The 21100-nt window shown below is 55.2% G+C and carries 20 protein-coding genes and 2 pseudogenes; 14 read left to right on the top strand and 8 right to left on the bottom strand.

The window, feature by feature from the left end; all coding sequences use genetic code 11:
• The first annotated feature begins 244 nt into the window (after nucleotides 1-244).
• Together C447_RS00325 and C447_RS00320 are read left to right on the top strand one after the other, a co-directional pair.
• A complete protein-coding gene (locus C447_RS00325; RefSeq protein ID WP_007689695.1) occupies nucleotides 245-1549 on the top strand; it encodes a DNA double-strand break repair nuclease NurA in 1305 nt (434 codons plus the stop codon).
• Nucleotides 1542-3503, top strand: coding sequence for an ATP-binding protein (locus C447_RS00320; protein ID WP_007689693.1), 1962 nt, complete (start codon nucleotides 1542-1544; stop codon nucleotides 3501-3503). The genes C447_RS00325 and C447_RS00320 overlap by 8 nt, the downstream gene beginning before the upstream one ends.
• 87 nt (nucleotides 3504-3590) lie before the next feature.
• Here the strand turns inward: C447_RS00320 and C447_RS18920 are convergent, their stop codons facing one another.
• The 6 genes and pseudogenes from C447_RS18920 to C447_RS17820 all read right to left on the bottom strand — a co-directional run bounded on the left by C447_RS18920 (nucleotide 3591) and on the right by C447_RS17820 (nucleotide 7624).
• Nucleotides 3591-4007, bottom strand: a complete 417-nt coding sequence (locus C447_RS18920) for a homing endonuclease associated repeat-containing protein (protein WP_394295089.1) — start codon at nucleotides 4005-4007, stop codon at nucleotides 3591-3593.
• The gene (locus C447_RS18915; RefSeq protein WP_394295090.1) at nucleotides 4007-4159 is read right to left on the bottom strand and encodes a homing endonuclease associated repeat-containing protein; all 153 of its coding nucleotides are present in this window, start codon (nucleotides 4157-4159) and stop codon (nucleotides 4007-4009) included. The genes C447_RS18920 and C447_RS18915 overlap by 1 nt, the downstream gene beginning before the upstream one ends.
• A gap of 288 nt (nucleotides 4160-4447) precedes the next feature.
• Nucleotides 4448-4897: a DUF7847 domain-containing protein gene (locus C447_RS00315; RefSeq protein WP_007689691.1), complete on the bottom strand. Its 450-nt coding sequence runs from the start codon at nucleotides 4895-4897 to the stop codon at nucleotides 4448-4450.
• Nucleotides 4898-5124: 227 nt separating this feature from the next.
• Nucleotides 5125-5781, bottom strand: coding sequence for a nucleic acid-binding protein (locus tag C447_RS00310; protein ID WP_044956289.1), 657 nt, complete (start codon nucleotides 5779-5781; stop codon nucleotides 5125-5127).
• Nucleotides 5782-5886: 105 nt separating this feature from the next.
• A pseudogene (locus tag C447_RS18910) lies at nucleotides 5887-6845 on the bottom strand (replication factor A).
• A 608-nt stretch (nucleotides 6846-7453) separates the two neighbouring features.
• Entirely contained in the window at nucleotides 7454-7624 is a 171-nt protein-coding gene (locus C447_RS17820; RefSeq protein WP_153300720.1) for a hypothetical protein, read from the bottom strand.
• 417 nt (nucleotides 7625-8041) lie between these two features.
• Here C447_RS17820 and C447_RS00295 point away from each other — a divergent pair, with 417 nt between their 5' ends.
• The 8 genes and pseudogenes from C447_RS00295 to C447_RS18460 form a co-directional block, all read left to right on the top strand.
• Entirely contained in the window at nucleotides 8042-8410 is a 369-nt protein-coding gene (locus C447_RS00295; RefSeq protein WP_007689685.1) for a hypothetical protein, read from the top strand.
• A 50-nt stretch (nucleotides 8411-8460) separates the two neighbouring features.
• Entirely contained in the window at nucleotides 8461-8961 is a 501-nt protein-coding gene (locus tag C447_RS00290) for a CPBP family intramembrane glutamic endopeptidase (RefSeq protein WP_007689683.1), read from the top strand.
• An 869-nt stretch (nucleotides 8962-9830) separates the two neighbouring features.
• Nucleotides 9831-11177 carry an orc1/cdc6 family replication initiation protein gene (locus tag C447_RS00285; protein WP_007689681.1) on the top strand — a complete coding sequence of 449 codons (1347 nt, stop codon included), beginning with the start codon at nucleotides 9831-9833 and terminating at the stop codon, nucleotides 11175-11177.
• Nucleotides 11178-11524: 347 nt separating this feature from the next.
• A complete protein-coding gene (locus tag C447_RS16985) occupies nucleotides 11525-11875 on the top strand; it encodes a DUF6788 family protein (protein WP_079255056.1) in 351 nt (116 codons plus the stop codon).
• Between the two features lie 562 nt (nucleotides 11876-12437).
• Nucleotides 12438-13349: a ParA family protein gene (locus tag C447_RS00280; RefSeq protein ID WP_007689679.1), complete on the top strand. Its 912-nt coding sequence runs from the start codon at nucleotides 12438-12440 to the stop codon at nucleotides 13347-13349.
• 14 nt (nucleotides 13350-13363) lie between these two features.
• Entirely contained in the window at nucleotides 13364-13798 is a 435-nt protein-coding gene (locus C447_RS00275) for a hypothetical protein (RefSeq protein ID WP_007689676.1), read from the top strand.
• Between the two features lie 415 nt (nucleotides 13799-14213).
• Complete coding sequence (gene tbsP / locus C447_RS00270) at nucleotides 14214-15044, top strand: transcriptional regulator TbsP (RefSeq protein ID WP_007689674.1); 831 nt, start codon at nucleotides 14214-14216, stop codon at nucleotides 15042-15044.
• Between the two features lie 563 nt (nucleotides 15045-15607).
• Nucleotides 15608-16261 (top strand): annotated as a pseudogene (locus C447_RS18460) (DNA-directed RNA polymerase subunit epsilon); the annotation flags it as partial.
• 226 nt (nucleotides 16262-16487) lie between these two features.
• On the opposite strand, the gene C447_RS00260 reads toward C447_RS18460, so the two are convergent.
• Complete coding sequence (locus C447_RS00260) at nucleotides 16488-16925, bottom strand: TRAM domain-containing protein (RefSeq protein WP_193361376.1); 438 nt, start codon at nucleotides 16923-16925, stop codon at nucleotides 16488-16490.
• A 194-nt stretch (nucleotides 16926-17119) separates the two neighbouring features.
• Between C447_RS00260 and C447_RS00255 the strand changes: the two genes are divergently transcribed.
• The 3 genes from C447_RS00255 (at nucleotide 17120) to C447_RS00245 (ending at nucleotide 19591) form a co-directional block, all read left to right on the top strand.
• Nucleotides 17120-17308 (top strand): hypothetical protein, encoded by a 189-nt coding sequence (locus C447_RS00255; RefSeq protein WP_010612367.1) that lies wholly within the window; start codon nucleotides 17120-17122, stop codon nucleotides 17306-17308.
• Nucleotides 17309-17401: 93 nt separating this feature from the next.
• Nucleotides 17402-17980: a TATA-box-binding protein gene (locus tag C447_RS00250; RefSeq protein WP_007689668.1), complete on the top strand. Its 579-nt coding sequence runs from the start codon at nucleotides 17402-17404 to the stop codon at nucleotides 17978-17980.
• Between the two features lie 963 nt (nucleotides 17981-18943).
• A complete protein-coding gene (locus C447_RS00245; RefSeq protein ID WP_007689666.1) occupies nucleotides 18944-19591 on the top strand; it encodes a thermonuclease family protein in 648 nt (215 codons plus the stop codon).
• Here C447_RS00245 and C447_RS00240 read toward each other — a convergent pair.
• Complete coding sequence (locus C447_RS00240; protein WP_007689663.1) at nucleotides 19588-19773, bottom strand: hypothetical protein; 186 nt, start codon at nucleotides 19771-19773, stop codon at nucleotides 19588-19590. The genes C447_RS00245 and C447_RS00240 overlap by 4 nt on opposite strands.
• Nucleotides 19774-20048: 275 nt before the next feature.
• Between C447_RS00240 and C447_RS00235 the strand changes: the two genes are divergently transcribed.
• Nucleotides 20049-20498, top strand: coding sequence for a hypothetical protein (locus C447_RS00235; RefSeq protein WP_007689660.1), 450 nt, complete (start codon nucleotides 20049-20051; stop codon nucleotides 20496-20498).
• Nucleotides 20499-21100 lie beyond the last annotated feature (602 nt).

Here is a 21100-nt window from a genome sequence, read left to right as displayed (position 1 = left end):
ACCGAAGTTCATGGGCCAGTATTGTGCTCACACAATCGTTATCGGCGGCTCGGCAGCTGCGGTTGTGATTTGGCTCGCCGCAATGTTTCGTGTAGGTGTGTATGTGAACCACCTCGGGACGTGCTACTAGCCCCGGGCGCGAGAATCGGTGCCGCCCGATCGCGTTCTCAATCTCCGATTCCACCCCGATTCGATGCCCGGAGAGCCGGTACTTAAGGCAGATGTCGCTGTATGCGTTCGATAGATGGACGCACAAGCGCTGTCGCTCGTCCGGGCGATATGCGGCCGGATCGACGAACACGTCCCTCGGCAGGGCCGCGAGCAGGCCGACTACGCTCGCCAACTGTTCGAGCACCTCGATAAGCCGGGGGGAGGCGTCGAGTCGATCGACGAGCCGTGGATCGCAAAGACGCCGATCGCCGACCTCGGCAACTGGAGCGACGACCCGTGGGAAGGCCCATCCTACGCTATCGACGCCTCGACGCTCACCGGCACGGAGTACACAAACGGGTTGATTATGGATACCGCCTACGCCAAACTCGGAGTGGGTGGGATCGGCGTCGATCGAGAGGCCGAACGCGCCGGCACGGTCAAGACCGTGGTCTATTTCGACGAGGGCGAGTCCAGTATTCGCGGCGAGGAGTTTTCCGACCCCGATAGCCCCGTAGAGGGCGAACTCGTCACCTACGATGCGGGTGGGGACTCGACGCAAAACCTCTCGAAAGCGGTGTCGTCGGTGGCCCAATCGCTCGCCGAGGGCGAACACGCCCGGCGGATGCTCGATGAAGTCGACGGCCCGCTGTTCCTCGACGGGTCGCTCTACCCGCTGGGCGTGCTCTATTGGGTGCTCCTCGACAACGCTGGCATCACGTCGCCCGCCGCGTCGTGGGACATTCCCCGCGAGATCGTCGCAAACTACATCGACGTCGTGGAAACACAGTACGACCGTGGCTACCCCGTCGTTGGCGTCGTCAAAACGTCGACGACCGCCCAACTCGTCGATTCGCTGGAGGAGAAGATCCGCCAGCACGGCGTCGTCGACGAAAACGGCCTCCGGCCCGACGTGTCGTGGACGCGCGACCACCAGTATATCGCCGAGGTGCTACAGGGTGGGACGCTCAACGACCTCACCTACACGTCGTGGTTCGTCTCGACGGAGCTCGGTGCGGGCCGACTCGGCGATACGGAGATCCTCGAACCGTTCGCGGAGGACCTCGAATTTGGTGAGCCGGGCGACTACCGGCGGGCGTTTTTCTATGTGAGATTGCCGAGGCAGGGCTTCGTCTTCCGGGTCGAGACGCCCTTGCTGTTCGTGCTCGACGACGAGGAAGTGCGCGACGAGATACAGAACAAAGCCCTGAAAGAGATCGCCAAGCGCCGCGACGTCCCGCAGGCGGTGAAGCGAGCCGACCGTATCGCCGGTATCTCACAGGGTAATCGGAAGACGATCCGTGGGGTACTGGAGTCGAGCGCACCGACGCAGAACTACAATTGGGACGGCCGCTGGAGTCAGGACGACCTGAATGGCATGGAGCCCGACGATGAGTGATTTCGACCTCCCCGAAGACCGCGAGAGCGATGGGGACACGACCGAGGAGCAGAGTGCAGAGAGCGACGGCGGCACGGACACCGAGACCGTGACGCTCGAATCCGTCGGAGCCGGGGCGAGCGAGAGTGCGGGCGAGGAGGCCATCGGATCGCGGTCGGTTGATAGCGACATCACCGAGCGAGCCGACGACGAGGTGGGCCACATCCTCGGTGGCAACAACATCCGTATCGGTCGCACCGAGCATCTGGTCGAGGCGTACATCACCACCGACCGCCGCGAGGACGTCCAGATGGGCGACTACGTGCAGGTGCCCTACCCCGGTGGCGAGAGCCTGTTCGCCGCTGTGGAAGCCCTCCGCTACGAACCCTATACGGACCTCGACGATACCTCCGATGCCCACCACGACATCGTGAGCGAGGAGAGCGTCGACGAGAGCGAGTACGTGCTCGTCGCGGAGCTCGACCCGATCGCCTCGATCGAGACCGACGAGACGGCCGTCGAAGCCGAGGAGAAGTACGAACGCGGGATCGTGAGCAAGATCCCGAAGCCCAATGCGGATGTGACGCTCACGGAAGACGAGGCGTTCCTCCGAACAGGACTAAACATCCCCCATTCGGGTGTGTTCTGTGGCCACCTCGCGGTCGCCGGCCAGCGCAAGACCGTTGCTGGCAACACGGTCCCCTACTACATCGACAACCCCGGCAGCGTACCGGATGGATCGGGTGGCTTCGATGTAGAGAGCGGCGAACCCGCTATCTGGCGACACACGCTCGTCGCCGGGTCGACCGGGAAAGGGAAGACCCACTTTACGAAGAACCTACTCCGGCAGTTCATCGGCGGGAAACGCTATCCCACCGACGACGCCCACAAAGAACTCGGCGTCGTGATCTTCGATCCGGCGAACGAGTATTACCAGATGCGCGACGACAACGACGCGCTCCAGCCCGGCGGTGAGGAAGCGGAACTCGGCGAGGAGTTGCGAAATAGCCCGATCAACGTCGGCGGGCTCGACGACGACCTACAGGTCTACGCGCCCACGGTTCGAGGATCGAGCCCGGACGACGCCGGCGAGCACTCCCCGTTCTCGATCCCGTTCTCGCTGGCAGACGAGCATCCCGAGCTCTTGATGCCGTACAAGTCGACTCCCGTGACTCGGGGGGCGCTCCGGGACTGTCTCGACGACTATTTCGACAAGTTCGACGAGCCCGACGAAGTGGAGGACGGCGAACCCTCGCTCGTCGACGACGATGGGACCGTCCCGACCTACAACGGGTTCATTCAGTTCCTCAATCAGAACGACTACGAGGAGAGCCCGCTCCGAGAGCGCAACGAAATAGGGTCGGGAACGTGGGGTGCGGTGATGCGGCGGGTGAAGCGCTCCGAATTTAGAGCGGTGTTCGACGCCGATGCGAACCGTCTCGACGAGGTGGCCCACCGGATGTTCGAGCCGGGACAGGTCACGGTGATCCCGACGCGGCATCTGACGAGTAGCCGCGAGGATCTAGTGGTGCTCTCGGTGCTCTCGTACATCATCGAGAACAAGCTGAAATCCGATAGCGTGGATACGAACGTGGCGGATACGCCGTTGATGGTGGCCGTCGACGAGGCTCATAATTACTTGTCGACACCGAGCAGCGACGACCACCGTGGTCAGTATATCGTGAATCAGGCGCGAGACGCGGTGCGACAGGGCCGAAAGGACCAACTCGGGATGATGATGATCACGCAGAACCCCGAGGACATCGACGACGACGTACTGAAACAGACGAACACGAACGTCTTTCTCGGGCTTCGAGCCGAGGTGGTCCAGAAAGTGCCGTCGATCCCGCCGGAGTTTGCCCGTGACATCCCGAAATTCGGGAAAGGACAGGCGGCGGTGAAAGCGCCGGACGTCGAGGCGGTCGAGGTGGCGGGGCTTCGGGAGTGTCTCACCCGCCACGGCGACGATCAGTGAGCGCTCTGAAACGGTTCAGAGAGGTTCTCTAAACCCACATTTCAGACTTCGTAGCTCAAAGAAACGAATAGAGATTCAGAACTATCTCTAATCTGTTTCTGACGAATCGGTTTCGAGGTCGACTTTACGAATTGCGCTCGACCAAGAGCCGAATCGGCGAGCGTAGGTCTTCGGATCTGGAGAATCGTGATGTCGTCTCATCTCATCCCATGTGGGTGGCCGTCCAAATTCGGTCACAAGAGCTCGAAGTTTAGTGAGTAGCTGTTCGGTTGAGCACTGGTTCGATTGCCATGGTGCGTGCCGAATGCCGGCCTTTTGCAGCGCCTCACTTAGAGAGCCGAAGCGCCTGACATACGTGTCACTCGATGGCGTTCCCTCGTGTGCATCTATATCATCAGCTGTCGGTGGTACGGAAAGTTCATCAGCGAGCGTTTTGAGCGCTTCAAGGAGGTCATCATCAGCAACACGGCTCCCACGTGGGTCTGGTTTGAGACCGGCGGCCACTAGACATCACTCCAGCTCCCAAAGCGATGGTAGTACGTTGTACTACTTGGCACGCTTTCTCGGTCGTTCACATCGCGCTGGTGGGGCGTACGACCGAGGTCATCTGCGAGAGAATCAAGCTCGTCAAGCAGTTCTTCCTCAGAATACGGCATTGACCAGGCGAATAATAGAAGGGGTTTGTGATAACGGTACAGGTATCGATCCGCTACTACGCCTCCCTGTGTGTGTATGAATTGTTCATTGTACCAGAGCCAGTAGTAGCGTCGGTTTAAAAGGAAATCTCGGACATGAACAAAGTTACCTCACACTTGACTACACGAGTACAATCCCCATTCAGTCACGCACTTAGCTTGGATGAAATGCCTATATTGACGGCCACTTGTGTATTTGAAACGTCCGAGCGGCATATCACAGCCTTTGGGTTCGAGATGCCAGAATTCCTACTTCGCTCTGAAGGCTTCGTACATATACACCGTACAGCAGAGCTGTATCGGTCCCGTCAAGACGTATTGGACAGCACTCCCGTAGGTGGCCTGTTGTTCGATTCCTTGCACCACCTCAGCAGTCGTCCCGGTCGGTATCCCGCCTGTGGCGAGTACTGCACCACCCCAAAAGATCATCGACACCACGAAAAATACGAGGCCCACACCGAAAATCGTCCAGACGTTTCCCCCGCTGATACCCCAACTCCGTTGCAGACCACGAACCGGGCCTCGCTCTTCGAGCATGATAGCTGCGGTCGTGGATTGGAATCTGAGCGTGACGTAGATACCCGGAATCACCAGCAAGAGCAAGGCGAGGCCACCGACAAGCCCAGCGGCCAATGACGCCAAAAACACGTACACGATTAGGACCACTCGTGAGCCCTCTGTCTCGAGGTCCTTCCCCATACCTCTGTAGACGATAAGCGTCCCAAGTGCTGACACGACAATCGAGACAAAACTACTGTAAACACTTGGACTACACGGAGCTGCGGCGCGCGATGAATCCCGGCCTTGCCGGGAGAACGCGCGAGGGACGAACGACCGGAGGGAGTGAGTCGGCTGGGGAGGACGCGCCGAAGGCGCGGGTGGCAACACACAAAAAAAGAGGGTGAAAACTCCAGCGGGCTCGTTGCCTACTCCTCGCCGTCCTCCTCGTCGTCGTCGTTCTCTTCGATGTCGATGCCCGCGACCTGCGCCAGTGCCTCCTTCGTGCCCTGCTCGTACTCACCGAGGTCGAAGTCCTCGTCGTCGCCGTAGACGTCGAGTGCTCGCTGGATATCGGGACTCGCCTCTGCGCCCATCTCGACGTCCTCCATCGCCTCGATCCGGGCGAGGGTGTGCTCGGCGGTCTCGACGACCCACTGGTCGCGAGTGCCTTCCTCGACCACCGTGATCGACTCGGGCGTGAGCGAAACAAGCGTCTCGCCTTCGTCCGTTTCGTAGCTTCGGGGCTTACCGACGATAGCCACGTACTCCGGAGCCTCGATGCCTCGGAGTGCGCCCAGCGCCTCCTGCTGGTACTGCCCGGCGTAGGCGAAGAACGTCCCCGTCGGCCCGACGATCCGAGCCTGAAGGTACTCCAAATCCGAGCTGTTCGAGATGTCCTCACAGTCGGTGAGCGTCCCGACGACGAACACTCGGTTCGCCGCTTCCCCGGAGGGAAGCATTGCGTACTTCGGACTGCGCTCGCTGTCGCCCGGCTGGAAGACGTCCGTTGCGTCTTCGAACTCGCTCGCGAACACGCGCTTGGCTGTCTGTCGGCTGTTGTTACCGTTGTCACTCTGACTCATTTGAATCACTGCACGAGGTGCTTTTTCTTCGACCCCTGCACCCCTTCGGGGCTTAAAAAATGCTGTCGCGGCCGGTCAGGGCCGACGACGATTCGATCCGTCCGTTTACGCTTCGAAATGCTCGCTGAAGACGCGCGCCGCATCCGCCTCGAGAGCGTCGTTCGGGCCGATTTCGCTGACCTCGTTGGCCAGATGGTAGTCGCCCACGACCGGGCCTTCGATTTCGTAATAGCGACCCAGCACGTGCTGACGGAGCTCGTCGACGACGACGCTCTGATCGAGAGCGTCCATCGCCATGTCAGTCGCCTCGTCGACGGTCATCCCGGTCACGGCCTCCGTGGCTTCGGCATCGAAGATGATCGACTCGATCTCGTTGCCATCGTCGAAGACGGCCTTCATCCGGAGGTCGAACTCACCGTCGACCGACCCGTGGGCCGAGCACTCGCCGTCCTGGATGATCCGCGTGCAGTCGTCCTCGGGGCAGCGCTTCACGAGGCCGCTACTGGGCCGGATGGCCACGAACGCGCCCTCGGAGGTCACGTCCTCGTTGGCGGCGTCGGTATCGATTTCCGAGTCGATCGCCTCGATCTGGGTGGTACGATTGAGCTTTACCGAGAAGTTGCCCTCGTACTCATCGGTGACGACGTTCGAGAGGCGTAGGCCTGTCCCTCCTCCAATTCCGGAAGGTCCGACTTCTCTCAGCTGATGAACTTCGTTCGACCGCTCTCGTCGGCCACGAGGCCGACCTGGGCCATCGACTCCGAGTTCGGCTTCCAGAGCTGGTCGACCTTGACCTCGATGTCGATCCACTGTTCGGGTTCGTCGATGTCACCGACCTGGACGAGCTCGTTGCCACCGTCGTCCGAGGCGTAGAACGCATCCTGGTCGATGTCGTGCTCGTCGAGGAGCCCGTTGACGACGCTTCGCCGTGCTTCCTGCTCGGGAACCTGATAGTCCTCGACGAGGGTGTTCATCTTCTCGCGTACTTCCTCGCCGTCGATGTCGACGCCCGCGTTGTTCTGGAACTCTTCAACGATCAAACCACTGGTGGACTGGACGGACATGTTGTATCACTCGGATTGACTGCGACTGCTTGGGATGAGCCTTCTGATTGACTTCGACCCTTCACCCCTGTCTGAGGAATAAAAACGCTGAGGCGGTCGCTGTCGCGGAATGCGGTCGTCGGACGGTCCACGTCGCTGTGACGCTTGCCGCCTGCTGACCGCGACCGCGCTGCCGGCGCTCCCGACATCGGGATCGACGTGGCGACCGCCAGAGCTTCGAACCCCTCACCCCTCCGGGGTGAACAAAACTGCTGAGGCAGAAGCGGTAGTGGTGGCTCGTCAGCAATAGTTTGAGTAAAGGTCTACTTGTAACGGTAGACTTCCACCCAGAGATATATCACCCCCAAGAATTGTGTAGAATATGCCGATTCCGATACTGACCCAATCCAACCGGGTAGCATACAGAGCCGCTTGGAATAACCCGACCAGGACCATCGCTCCGCCAACGAATTTCCGTGCTCGTTCAGAGGCCATAATACGAACTTAACGTTGGTTGCTTAAATTTTCTGTTCATTGACTTACTTTGAGAACCGCGTTATCCTCGATATTGTTGGGCATAACAGCTGAGCGCTGCTGTCGTAGCTCTCGGCCGCCGCTCCAGGCGGGGCTTAGATGTCACCGTTGTATCGTGCAAGGCCAAGAAGCCCGAGACAGGCTATGAACCCCAGGGCACCGAGGACGACTGCGCCCATCGCACCTTCTAGCAGCCCGTAGCCACCGAGGATCACGGAGAAGATTATACCGATAATCACGTAGCTAGGACCGTACATTGAGGCCATAGTCGAGTTTGTGTTTTCTCATGCCATATATTCTCGGGATAGAAAGACTGGTTTGGTTTTCGCTGTCGGCCACCGCTAGCACACCACTGTTTCCGGAGGTTCCGCTGCTCCTCGACCACCGCTCCCACCCCGCGCTTCCGGCGTCAGCTATACCTTATGTAACACAAGAGACGGTTGTTCTACCGAGATGTTACACAAGGCTCGACCGTTCGCTGCTGCTCCGCCACCGAGATACTACCGCCTTTTTGAGTACTGGGTGCAAGAACATGGCATATCACAGAATGTGTACTATGCTACACAACCATATAGTACTAAGATATCTATCATTGCTCGTACAGCGGGTAACAATTGTCATCATCTACTTCGGTGATTACACCCTCAGCGTATTAGCGGTCAAATAGCTGTCTCAGCAGAATCATGGAACAATCACTCTCCACCCAGGAAGCAGTATCACAGCCTGAAATCACTCGGATTTCACTCCGCCAGCGTATCGTTCAGTTTCCCTTGACGCGCATCGTGCTCGGCATGGGTGTCGTTGTCTTCGCCGCTCTCATCGGTGGATACGGCGCGCTCACACTGTTCGAAGAAGTCTTCGGATTGGCACCACAGGACTCGGTTCTTGCCGGCTTCACTGTCCAGTTTACGGCCGTCCTTGCGATGGTCGTTGCTTACGCTGGATACGTCCGATTCGTTGAAGCTCGACCTGTGGATGAACTCAGTCGAGAAGGAGCCATTCGGGAATTCGATCTCGGAGCCATCCTCGGTAGTGCCCTGTTCGCCCTCTAGGGGTCGTCTGGCTAGCCGGTGGATACACCGTCATCGAAACGAACCCCTGGATGGTCGTCATCCCGGCCGTCGCAGGCTCGCTCTGGTTCGCCGTGATTGAGGAGATCATCTACCGTGGCGTGTTGCTCCGGGTGGTTGAGGAACGCCTCGGCACTTGGGTCGCACTTGTCGGGTCATCGCTCGCGTTCGCCGCATTCCATTTCGTTGTGACTCCCAATGCAACGCTCTGGACGGCCGGGTCGATCTTCGTCGCTGGCTTGATGCTCGGTGGGGCGTACGTCTACACTCGCCGACTCTGGTTCCCGATCGCGCTCCATGCGGCGTGGAACTTCACGCAGGGTGCGGTCTTCGGCATTGCCGTTTCGGGCAACCAAGTTGCCAACGACGTGTCGCTGCTGGTTGGAGAAACCTCTGGACCAACCTGGCTCAGCGGTGGAGCATACGGATTCGAAGGCTCAATTATCGCGGTCCTGATCGTTGGGTTCGCGGCCGGCGTCTTCCTCTGGTGGGCCGACCAGCGGAACCGGATCGTCGCTCTCAGGCGACACTGAACAGCCATCGAACTGAACCGTTCTCTGAAAATCACCCTGTGTCCTTCGCTTGTGTTACTGGTACACGATCCGCGTTGAGGGTTCTTCTCGTTGCAGCCACAACGGCAACCGCAGCGAGCGCAACTCGTTTCAAAGCAGGCTGGTCGGAGTACAGTCCGGTGGTCGCCAGTATACACACGTGTCGTATTCGATGACTCAGACGAAGACTGAACGCAGTAGTTTGGGGTGGGTGGGAAAGCGCCCTTCTTGCACTCTTACGTGGGTTACTTACCATATTAGTGACTAATAGCGGATCTACTTGGTGCTGTAGTTCCGGGGTAAGAGAAAAGCAACTCCCACCCACCGTGTGCGATATGATTTGAAGAAAGAAGGGGAGTCACTATCTACGGATTCGAGTAGACAAGACAGTGTGATACCCCGATCCACAACGCACTCTCCTACAGAACGGGTACTGAAAACTAGAAACAGGGAAAGCTTTAGGTACTAGCTAAATAAATATGGTCCGTAGTGGGAAAGTCATGCACAATAGATCTCCAACTACTAGTCTTTGAATAGCTGGGAGTAGCTCGTTAAGAACTCCTAATCTATTCCTCGTCTATTCAGGAGAGACAGTCCTCCACATTTCATATCGCACACGGTGGGTGTGGTCTCTCAACACTAGAATCCACCGACGAATTCCAACATCAATAGGGCGACCTACAGCATTTCATATCGCACACGGTGGGTGGGCCGCCGGATTGACTTCGCCCACGGCTTCTACTTGCTGTCGACCGGGTCACCAACCAGAGCTTCTACCCGTCATATTCAAGAGATTTAATCTCGCACGTGGTTCCCACATCTATTTGTAGGACGAGCAATACCCCGCTAGCATGGCTGACGGCAACGATCAACAACCTCTCTCACAGTCCATTAAAGGCCGTCTACAGAAAGGGGCTCAAAATTCCGTGTTCCGCGACAAGGGACTCTTGGATCTGGATGCACTCATTGATGAAGACAGGATCGTCGGCCGTGACGACCAGTTAGACGATATCATCACCTACCTTCGACCAGCACTGCAGGGAAACCGTCCTCCTAACATGCTTCTCTATGGTCCATCTGGCACTGGAAAATCACTTATTATCAATGCGGTCTGCCAGCAGGTACTCGAGCTTGCGCAGTCTCAGGATGATCGCTTTGGGATTATCAAACTCAACTGCCAGACGATCAACTCCCACGACCGCGCAGTCTACCGATTGGTTGAGAACGCTGCAAAGAAAGCTGGTGTCGAAGTAGGTGTTCCCCAGAGTGGTATCTCGACTGACCAGAAGCTAAATCGATTTTATGAAATTCTGAGCAATCACTTCGCGTCAGTCATCATTATCCTAGACGAAATCGATCTCTTAATTGGCAGGAAGCGAAATCCGAACGACGAACCTGCCTACTCGAAACTCCTCTACCAGCTTTCGCGTGCCTCGCAACTAGGCCGAATTGAGGGCCACGTATCGGTCGCAGCTCTCACGAATGACCCTCGATTTATGGAGGATCTCGATGGACGAGCAGAGAGTTCGTTCAATCCACAAGATGTTGTGTTCTCTGACTATGACGCGGAGCAACTCCAAGCCATCCTTGAACGTCGGAGTGATGCCTACCGGGAAAACGTACTTGAAGGCGGTATTATTTCTTTGAGCTCGGCTTTTGCAGCCCAAGATCATGGAGACGCACGGAAAGCGATCGACCTCTTCCGGAAAGCAGGTGAAATCGCGGATCGACAGGGAGACAGCACCGTAAATGAGGATCACGTACGAAATGCACAGAAAGAATCAGAACGCGACCGGACTCTGACTCAGATGCAAGGGCTGTCAACGCAAAAAAAGCTCTCTCTCTATGCTACAGCGATCGTTCCTGTCTACTCACGGCAAAATCTCAACGCTGTTCCCAGTACGGTTGCCTATCGTGTCTATCAATATCTCGCAAACTTGCTAGATGCAGATGAGAAGTCACGTGACTCGTATCTACGGTATATGAATGAAGCTGGCACCTATAACTTCGTCACCGCCGAAAAGCGGGGTCGAGGCTACGGGAACGGAGTCCATAAGGAATACACTTTCATCGACGATCCAGAGGTAGTTGCAGAAACACTTCAGGCTGATATTCGTATCGAAGAAATTCAAAACGATGAGGAGTTGATCAGATCTGTTGTCGATGCACAGATAGATGACTTCTTTGGAAACAATTAGCTCCTATTTTGTTTTTTTGTTGCTAATGACACAAATTCCTCATTCGACCTAGAACCTCATAGGAGTGCTCTGACGTATTCCCAGCAGTAGCTTCTAACGGGACTTCGTTCATCTCTCTGTTCGAAATTTCATTTCGCACACGGTGTGTGTCTCTCATCGCCTTGCCCAGCAGATCACTTTGCACACGGTGTGTGTCTTAGCAGTCTTTCCGTTATCAGCAGACAATCTCTTAGTGCAGTCTGAAACATATGAACTGAGCTCAACCATCGTGGCCGGACCTATTATCGCCGAGCCTTATGTAACAGTCGGAGGTCTTATGAACACGGATATGTTACATAAGGAAGCTCATGCCCAACCGAACGCCTCCAACAGCACCATCATCGCTACCGAAGTACCTTCGGGAGGGTATCCCAAAACAGAACGTCGAAAAGCTACTTGAAGCACAAGCCTTCATCGACGAACTAATCGAGTGGAAGCAACGACCGATCGAGGACGCAGATCTTCCGAAGGATGCCGAACCCATCGAGGACGCAAACGGAGGACGACAGGGAACAGTGGTCATGGAGAAAGTAACTTGTGGCGATGAAACCTGTAAGTGTATGAAGAAGGGCGAAAAGCACGGCCCATACAAGTATCTCTACTACCGCACAGACGATGGTACGCTCACCTCCGAATATATTGATAACAAGCAGGTATGAGCGACTCGATAGGTTGTATATCTCCCTTATGTAACTACCCTTCCATCAAGCTGTTATATAAGGAGAGATTCCTTCGCTCACTAGATTGCGCCTGCTATTCTTCTCTCCATGAGCGACCAAGCTATCTGACCGGCTCGCTGAACGCAGCTGCTCAAACCAGATGAGTCGGTTGCAGCTCCAGAACAGAGTAACTCTAACGAGGCTTCTGTGATCACAGGATCAGTGATTCATTGATTGTTGGAATCCATAATATGCTGAATCATGAACTCACTGAGTTGGTCATAGTATCGTTCTTGGCTCATCGGACTTATCGAAGTCACAGAACCAATGATTATCGGATGCAGTGAATCAATGAATCATTGATTCACTGACTCGCTGATCGTCCCCAGATCGTTAACTCCCTGAGTATTTGATTCTTTGACTCAATGATTCAATGATTTCAGCTAAACGTACACAAGTTGGCTCTTCAGATGGTACAACGCCGAATTCAGCGCCTGAGGATTCTGGGACATCATGGAATGTCTGACGTAGATTTATGAGTCATTGATTCAATGATCGAATCATGACCGAGTTACCTCAGGGGTGGGGCGTCAGGCCGTCGACCAACATTCCTACTATTGCCTTCGGCAATCAGAAGGGCGGTACCGGGAAGACCACGGCGACAATAAACAGTGCAGCAGCGCTGGCTTCTCGCGGTCACGATGTCCTTGCAATCGACATGGACCCGCAGGCTGATATGACGAAAGGGCTAGGGCTGGGTCCAGGCGACGAGAACAATCCGTCAAGCCCAAAGAACGACCTTCCAAATACTCTCGCCACGGATGACGCAAATCTCCTTGATGTTCTCGTGGATAACCCGCGCACACATGACACAACGCTCTCAGAGATAGTGCTTCACGCTGATGAGTACGACCACCTGAACTTCGACTTAGTGCCGAGTCACAAGGATATGGGACTTGCTCGAGACTGGATGGACGATGCAAGCGCCCGTCTTACGCTGAAAACAGCTCTTGAGGAGTTGGTTGCCGACAGCCACGAGTACGATTTCATCCTGATTGACTGTCCACCAGATCTCTCGGTCTTAACGGATGCAGCGTTCATCGCGGCTCAAAACGTGTTTTTGGCTGCACAAACCCAGGCCACATCACGAGATGCCTTAGACGATCTCTGGGATCAGCTGGAATCCATCGAAGACAACCAACAGATAGAAATTGCGATCGTAGGACTACTGGCGAATATGTATCGTGATGATGGTCAATCAAAGAAATTCCTCGATGAATTTGATAACTCATATGCATCATTAGCACCGATTTTTAAGCTTCCAATGCGGGTTGCAATCCAGCGCGCTTGGGACAATGGCTGTGATATCTTCGAGTGGGAAGATGCGAACGAACAGCAAGTAGAACGCGATCTCTTCATAGAGATTGCTGAGACAATGGAACGGGCGTTCGACAAAACCCAGGTGGAGGCATAAGTATGCCCCGAGGAATGGACGAACGATTTGAGGACCCATCAGAGGAGGTAGAGGAAGACAGCGACACAACCGGTGATGGGGCAATGACGACTACACCGGATACAGAGCAGCAAGAATCTCAGACTCCTACCAAAGAGCAACCAGGCCCACAGAGGGTTGCTGACGCGGCGGCCACTGAACCGCCAGCTGAAGAGACAGAGAAAACAGACGACGAACCATTGAACATTCGGGAGGACTGGGATTCAGCTACGATATATGTTGAGCCAGACCAAAGTGAGGACATCGAGATCACATTTACTCGGCTAAAAAAGCAGCTGAAACGAGAGAACGCTACGCTCGAGAAAAACAAGCATTTCTATCGGGGTGTTTTCGAAATAGCGTTCGGGGAGCATCAGGAAGAGACAAAAGAGAAAATTCGCGAGTTGGCAAAAGAGGACGCGAATCAATGAATCATTGAATCCGTGAGCCAAAGGTTCAATGAGTCATTGATGGCATGAGGATCTAGACATCGAATGGGGGTAGTTTGTGGTACGGTGATGTTGTTCAACTCCGCAGTGAGGCGTAGACCGCACCCCAGGTTTCCTGCGCTGGGAAAAAGAATCTTACTGTCAGCAACTGATAAACCGCTCACCACGATATACTCAGCTAACCTGAACTCCGCTTTGTAGCTATGGTGGAGTCATATCCTACAATAGAACAGTTAGTTGAGATGGGTCTTTTTAGAAGAATGTCTGCTAAATGTCGCCCGTGAGCTTTCAATCGTCTTACTATCACAATTAAACCTCATAGGACCACTGGAATCCTGGGACAATACCTTTGCTACTTAGGCAAAAGGCCGATAAAGTCTCAAAGCAAACATTGAGCATGGCTTTACGCCAAACCATTGTAGAGACGTCCAAAACAACCCTCTTCGATGCGATCCTCGAAAATGAGTCAAGCGACCTCCTTTGCACTGGGTTTGATGAAGCTCTTACAGAGGCGCTTATCACCGAACTTGGGGAAAGGGATGATCCACCGAACGTCCAGCTCCTGACGACTGAATCCGTTTTGAAGTGGGTTCGGGATGATTTCATCCTGGCGAGCGAGGCTGCAGACCTCGTCGAAAACGAAGCACTCTCGATACGGACGGGTGAAAGCGTATCCGAAAACCAGTTGATCATCACCGAAGAGTCAGTTATCTCGCTCGTCACCGCCAGTGAGCACACCGCAGGACTTCCGATCGAGCACGAGGAATTCGTTGCTGCAGTAGACGAGAAATGGGACGAGCGATGGGACCAGGCCGAAGAATTCTCGCTCCGAACCCCAGCACGCTCACGAGTCGAAGAAACCCTGAGTGAGGAATTTGGGTCAGAGGTCGAGGCGAACTTTCGAGCGATGCTCGACGCTATCGGAAGCACTCGTGAAGAAGAGACTCTTGGTGTGGTTGATGCCTGTCTTCTCGTGGCTGCCAAGCATGAACTCCTCCTCTATGATATCTCGAAATGGGGAGAGGAGGTCGGCGTCGCGAGCAAAGCAACCTTCTCACGAGGGAAGACCAATCTCGAAGAGAGTGGTCTCATCGAGACGGAGAAAGTTCCGATCGAGGTTGGTCGGCCACGTCTCCGATTACTTCTTGGCGAGGACGGACTCCAGGATGCCGATATCGACGACATCCCAGATGTCGCTCAGCGATTGCTCTCGAAAATATCGGCATAGCCTGTCCTCATTTTGCAGGCGGCGACTCAGCAGACTAGAGTACTGTTGAATTTGTGGAGAAACCAGGATTATCAAAATACCCGTCACCTTCTCTGATAGTGGTTTCGCTGGTTTTAATGCCGGTATGGATGGGGAGTAATTCGCAGGATAGCATATCAGTTGCTCTGAGGTGACGTCCTGTGATGGCGAAGTCTCACACGCGCTTTGCCATCTCCCTTCACGACGAACTCCTACTGATATTTGGGGGTTGTCCGCGCCAGCACCGGCAACTGCGTCGGCAAGGCCATCATTGAAGCCGGGTTTGAATTCAGCGTCGGGGTCCTCACCTTTTGTTGTGTCGTCTGCAGAGCATATACGCCGGTCACCGCTTAGCTCTTTAAGTGCTTCTGGCGATAAGGTACAGATACGAGAGAGGTACGCCGGGTTCTCTGCGGGATAGAAATCTACACAGACGCATCTTTCAACCACGAGCAGATAGTAAGTCCAGTTATGACCAACGGTGGAACCGTCCCACAGTCGCTCTCCTCTACTCTGGACAAGAACGACGAGCGCGAAGATTCGCTCAACTAAGTCGGCGAGCCGGTGATAGTACCGTCTCTCGTGCCGACCTCCAGCGTGACGAAACCACGCGCCGATGGGGGTTGGTCACTCCGAGCGCGACGCGCATCGGTCAGGCTGATTCGCCCGAACACAACCTCAGTGAAAACATTCGTCGACTTCACGAGGAGCGCCATCCAGCGATGGAAGGCTACAGCGAGCAGGCTCACCGTCTCGAGAAGCTCCGCCTCACGCACGCACTCTGCAGCAGTCTTGAGCTCACACCTTGGCAGCGCGACCGCGCTATCGGTACCATGGTCGATCTCGATCTTACCGTTTTCGGAAGCCAACGTGCCATCCCAAAAGTCGCGCTCGTCGTGATCCGCCATGTCGTCGACCGAGAGCGGGAACATCATCTCGGCCTCCACGATAACGAGTGGCTCCAAGAACAACCGCCCGAGCGACTCGCCGACCTCTATGAGCAGTTCCAGTCGATCACTGATGATGAGCAGTTCACAGAACTCTGCGAGCAACACGATCTCGGTGTAACGAACCTGAATCGGTTACGGCGAACACTCGTTGACCAACTCGATGAACAGGGCCTTCACAACGCAGCTTACGGCCGAAATCCCTATCGAGACCCAAGTCTGCCGGACCTTTTGGCTAGCTCCTCGGCATGATGAGGGTGTCAAAATCCGGTATTTCCTTTAAGTGATTCTGGCGACAAGGTAAAGATACGAGAGAAGTCGGATGGGACTTCCGTTCATATCAGTCGTTCTTAAGCGGGTAGCTGTCCCTTAGCTTGTTGCTTAGTGACGAAAGCATGCGCTCAGGCTACTCAGTACCAGTGAGAGCAGAAATAAGCTCCCAGGTGAATCATTGTATAGTGGGGCTTCCCAAACTCACTCAGTCCGCCTTATCAGTGTTTGACGAGACTGCTTCGATGACCTCGGCGAACGCGACGTTCTCACGAGCGTTCTGGATTTCGACCTCGACTTCATCGCCAGGGCGGGCACCAGGGACGATGACGACATAGCCTCGTTCGACTTTTGCGATGCCATCGCCCTGGTCACCGATTGATTCGATGGATAGCGTGCGCTTGTCGCCCTGCTTGACAGGTGGCGATTGTGTCGTTGATTCCGAAGTATTGGATCGCGATTGTGACTGAGAATCCCTTTCCTCATCTACTGCCTCGGCTGAGAGAATTGCGACACGGTAGGTCTCTCCGGGGACGATTGAGCCATTATCGATCTCGCGTTTCGGCACTTCAATTCGATATGACCCACCGTCTTGTTCGATAGAGTCACTAAAGAGACACCCCAACTGATCTGATATTTCAACCATTATGCAAACCTATTGTATTTCAGCGACGGTCTTGAATCCTTGTGTCCAAATAGTCGGGATCAGTTGATCTGAAATATCCAGAGATTCATGCTCTTGGACCCAAATATTGTGTATAAGTTGGGAGCGCCGACTGTCACCGCTGGCTCAGGATGCTCTCGACATCTTATCCGAAGCAGCCCAAGACGACCAAAACGATGAGAACGCTGAGGATGGAATACGAGTTTTCGGAAGCGGACTTCACGAAAGAGGAGGCCAAAGCTGTTCTCGTTGCGGACGAAGCGTTCACTGAAGCCGACGCAACCTATGTGTTGGACGTGCTCTATCGTCGTGGACATGTCTACTACGTCGATGAGGAAGTCTACATCACTCCAACCGACGATTAAGAAGAGCGCTCCAAGCAGCTGACCGCAGCGAACCCAGCGTCCCCGTGGTATATGGTTATTTAAGGCTGTTATTGCACAGTCTAGACGACCCCCATGGTTGAGCGCTCGGATGTCGAGCCGTACATTGAGGCTCTCGAGATTCAGAACGTCGTTGCCTCATCGGCGATCGGCCAAGAAATCGATCTCGAGGCATTGGTAACTGATCTTGAGGGTGTCGACTTCGATCCAGAGCAGTTTCCTGGTCTTATCTATCGAATCGAGGAACCACACGCAACAGCGCTGATCTTCCGCTCCGGGAAGTTGGTTTGTACTGGGGCTGACTCTGTCGACGGAGTCCACGAAGCGCTCGCGTCAACGTTTGAAACACTCAGCAACCTGGGTCTCAGGGTGAACGATAATCCGACCATTACCGTTCAGAACATCGTTGTGAGTGGGGATCTTGGTGCAACACTCAATCTCAACGCGATCGCGATCGGCCTCGGGCTCGAAGCCATCGAATACGAGCCGGAACAGTTCCCAGGACTCGTCTATCGGTTGGAGGAACCCAAAGTTGTTGCACTCCTATTTGGCTCGGGGAAGACCGTCATCACGGGCTGCAAGCAGTTTGAGGATGCCGAAGAAGCGACAGAAGTTCTCGTCGACCGGCTCTCAGACCTGTCCCTCCTCGGGTGAGTAGAGCGCTGCTGAGCGCAATATGAAATCAGGGCCCTCAAAGCAGGAGTTCATCCAGTATTTGGAGACAGGTCTCGTTGAACGGGATTTCAGAGAACTGTTCTGACCAGTTCAGTCGCGAAGTTCTGCGACCGACTGTCCGACTTCGCGAACGTGCTCGCTACGTTCAAGGTCGAGCTCCTCGGCAAGATAATCAACTGTCTCTTCGAGGTTCATACCGAAAGAAAGCCTTCCAAGTAGTATAAGTCTCCTGTTGACTCGACTCTCGCTGGTACCACCCGATAGGAGACTACGGCTTGGAATTTACCCCACGTAGTAGAACTAACCCCGGTGAGTGGGGTAACTACGAGTATGGTTAGGCCACAATTCCCTCTCTGATGCGAGCGCGTAGAGTTGAGACACCCAAACACTCATAGTGGTTGTTTTAAGAACAATAATCAGATGAATCGAACACTGCTTTCGCTCGTTCTCATTGCTGCCCTCGTTCTTGCGGGCTGTGGTGGCACCGGTTCGGAATCGGGAAGTACCGCCGTTGTCACTGGCGAGGCCAATGGAGAGCAAACGGACGTCCCCGATACCGAAACTGCGGCGAGCGCACCATCAACGACCGCCACAGCGACGGAGGCGACGACCGCTACAGCGACCTCGACTCCAACCGTCACTTCGACAGCAACGTCGACGGCAACAGCAACGAGCACCCAAACAGCGACACAGACTCAGACACGAACGTCGACCGCGACGGCCACTGCAACCGCAACACCCACATCAACGGCCACTGCGACCGCTACTCCGACCCCAGCACCAACGCCTACCGCTACTCCGACTCCGACCCCGACTGCAACGCCAACGCCCACTCCTACCCCGACGCCGACACCGACACCAACCGCAACGGAAACCCCGGAACCTGATGTCTCGGTCCCATCAGGGGTTTCAGGTGACGCTCGTCGGGCGACGGTCACGCGCGTGATCGATGGCGACACCGTTGAGGTCGAGTTCGAGGATGGCGAGACCGACACCATCCGATTCATTGGTGTCGATACACCCGAAACATCGCTCGGTGACGTCTCACCTGACGAATACGAGGGGATTCCTGACACCCAGGCTGCACGTGACCACCTCTACAACTGGGGTCAGCAGGCCAGCGACTACGCAACCAATCAACTAGAAGGCGAGACTGTTCGTGTGGTGACCGACGACGAGGGCGATCGTCGCGGGAGCTACGGTCGCCTGCTCGCGTACATCTACCTTGGTGAGACGAACTTCAACCAGCAGCTACTCGAGGATGGCTACGCCCGCGTCTACGACTCCTCGCTCTCGCTGCGTGAGGACTTCGATAGCACTGAAGAAGAGGCGCGCTCGAACGATGTCGGGCTCTGGGACTTCGACACCGAGGAAACCGCGACGCCTACTCCGACCCCAGAACCTGAATCCGACAACGGTGGCAGTGGTGGCGGGGTCACAACCCCAACACCGAGCGGCGACGCGAGCGACCCCTACGATTGTGGGGACTTCGATAGCCAGGAGGCCGCTCAACAGGTCTACGATAGCGACCCGAGCGACCCATCCGGTCTGGACGCTGATGACGACGGTGAGGCCTGCGAATCGCTCTAATCCAGCGGCCCTGACCACTCTTCGTCGACCTGCATAACGAGCGCTTCTTTCGGGATGTCTGCATCGGTGAGCAGTTGGTCGGCGAGCTCCCAGGCTCGTTGCTGTCGGACAGTGAGATCGCGAGCGTCGCCAGCGAAGGCAATGAGCGCCTCGGCGAAAAGCAACCGATCCTGAGGGTGCATGGGGTCGGTGGTCACGTTATCCAATAAAAAGCCTCGCCGCCGTTCCCCGCGTTTGGTATGCCCATTGAGGGGCTCACTCGGTACGAGGTGTGTGGTATACCAATTGCTCTGGGTCGTCGAATGCATGATGACCGACTACCATTCGGGGAATGAACACATCTGTCTCTAATCGATTATCCTGCTCTCAGTACTCTACAATGCGGTTGTCGTCTCATTCCAGCAGCGCGGTAGCTCTCGTATGGCTTTTTATGTACGGTATTGTTCTCTGGAATAGAATGACCTGGCTCCGTTCGTCGAGGGGTTTCACTTACCTGCTTGCTGTAAGTGTTGCTCTCATCATTGGTGGGGTATTCGCAGTCAGGGGCTCTGCCACATTAGCGGCTTGTATCCACACCAACACTCTTGATCAGATAGCCAGTCTGTTGGGGAGGGACTTCCGGGTCATGTCTGTGGGCATCAATGAGATCGTCTACTACGATGGCTGCAACCATGCTTCACTCTCGACAGTGAGTCTGCTCCCGGAGGTACTCGGTGTCCTTTCGTTTTCCGCTCTTGTGAGCTATCCAGCCGTGAAGCCTCTCTCAGAGGCAACAAATAGACTGGACAGCATACTGGTGGTGCTGGGGTCGCTTGGACTCTTTCTAGTCTACTTCGCCAACTACATTCCCGGCTATGCACTGCTTTTGCTCCTCGGGTTCGTCGCCGCCATGCGCTCGCGATGGTGAGGAAAGGTGGTCTCAGACCAATGTAGCAACTCCAGAGTGAGATGTCTACGCGAAAAGGATGTACCCCCTCTTAGCGTGACGTCCCTTCTGTACACCCTTGACCAATCTCAGAGATATCTGTCACCCACTGTGTTATGCACGCGGCTGTCCGGGGTCTTCTCCCGGACATCGGTTCACGTTCTTGAGTTACATCCACGCTCTCAATCTCGCCATATCTAGCTTATCGTCTCACGTCAGACGGACAACGACTCTAGCAAATGATTTGTTGACAACTCACAATTCAGAACATCTGATCGACAGTCGACAGTATCGCAGCGATCAGTAGAAGAGTAGCAAGCGGAATAGCCACTGCTCCAAAACTGAATAGAGTGACTACCGAAAGTACAGAAATTGCTATAGCGAACCCCCAAACGGCCCACAGCTTCTCATTCCATGCTACGTACCCAGCCCCGAATGAGAGTCCGATAAGGACAATCGACCAAATCAAGAAAATTGGTGCATCCTGGGCAGCGCTATCAGAGAAGAAATAGGGAAGCACAGATGTGGCTATCAAATAGCTTGCACCCAATAGACCAGCGATCCCAGCAAGGACCCCGATCGCT

The sequence above is a fragment of the Halococcus hamelinensis 100A6 genome, from assembly GCF_000336675.1.
Classification (GTDB): domain Archaea; phylum Halobacteriota; class Halobacteria; order Halobacteriales; family Halococcaceae; genus Halococcus; species Halococcus hamelinensis.
Note: the sequence above shows the minus strand (reverse complement) of the source record. Positions and strands in the feature narration are given on the sequence as shown.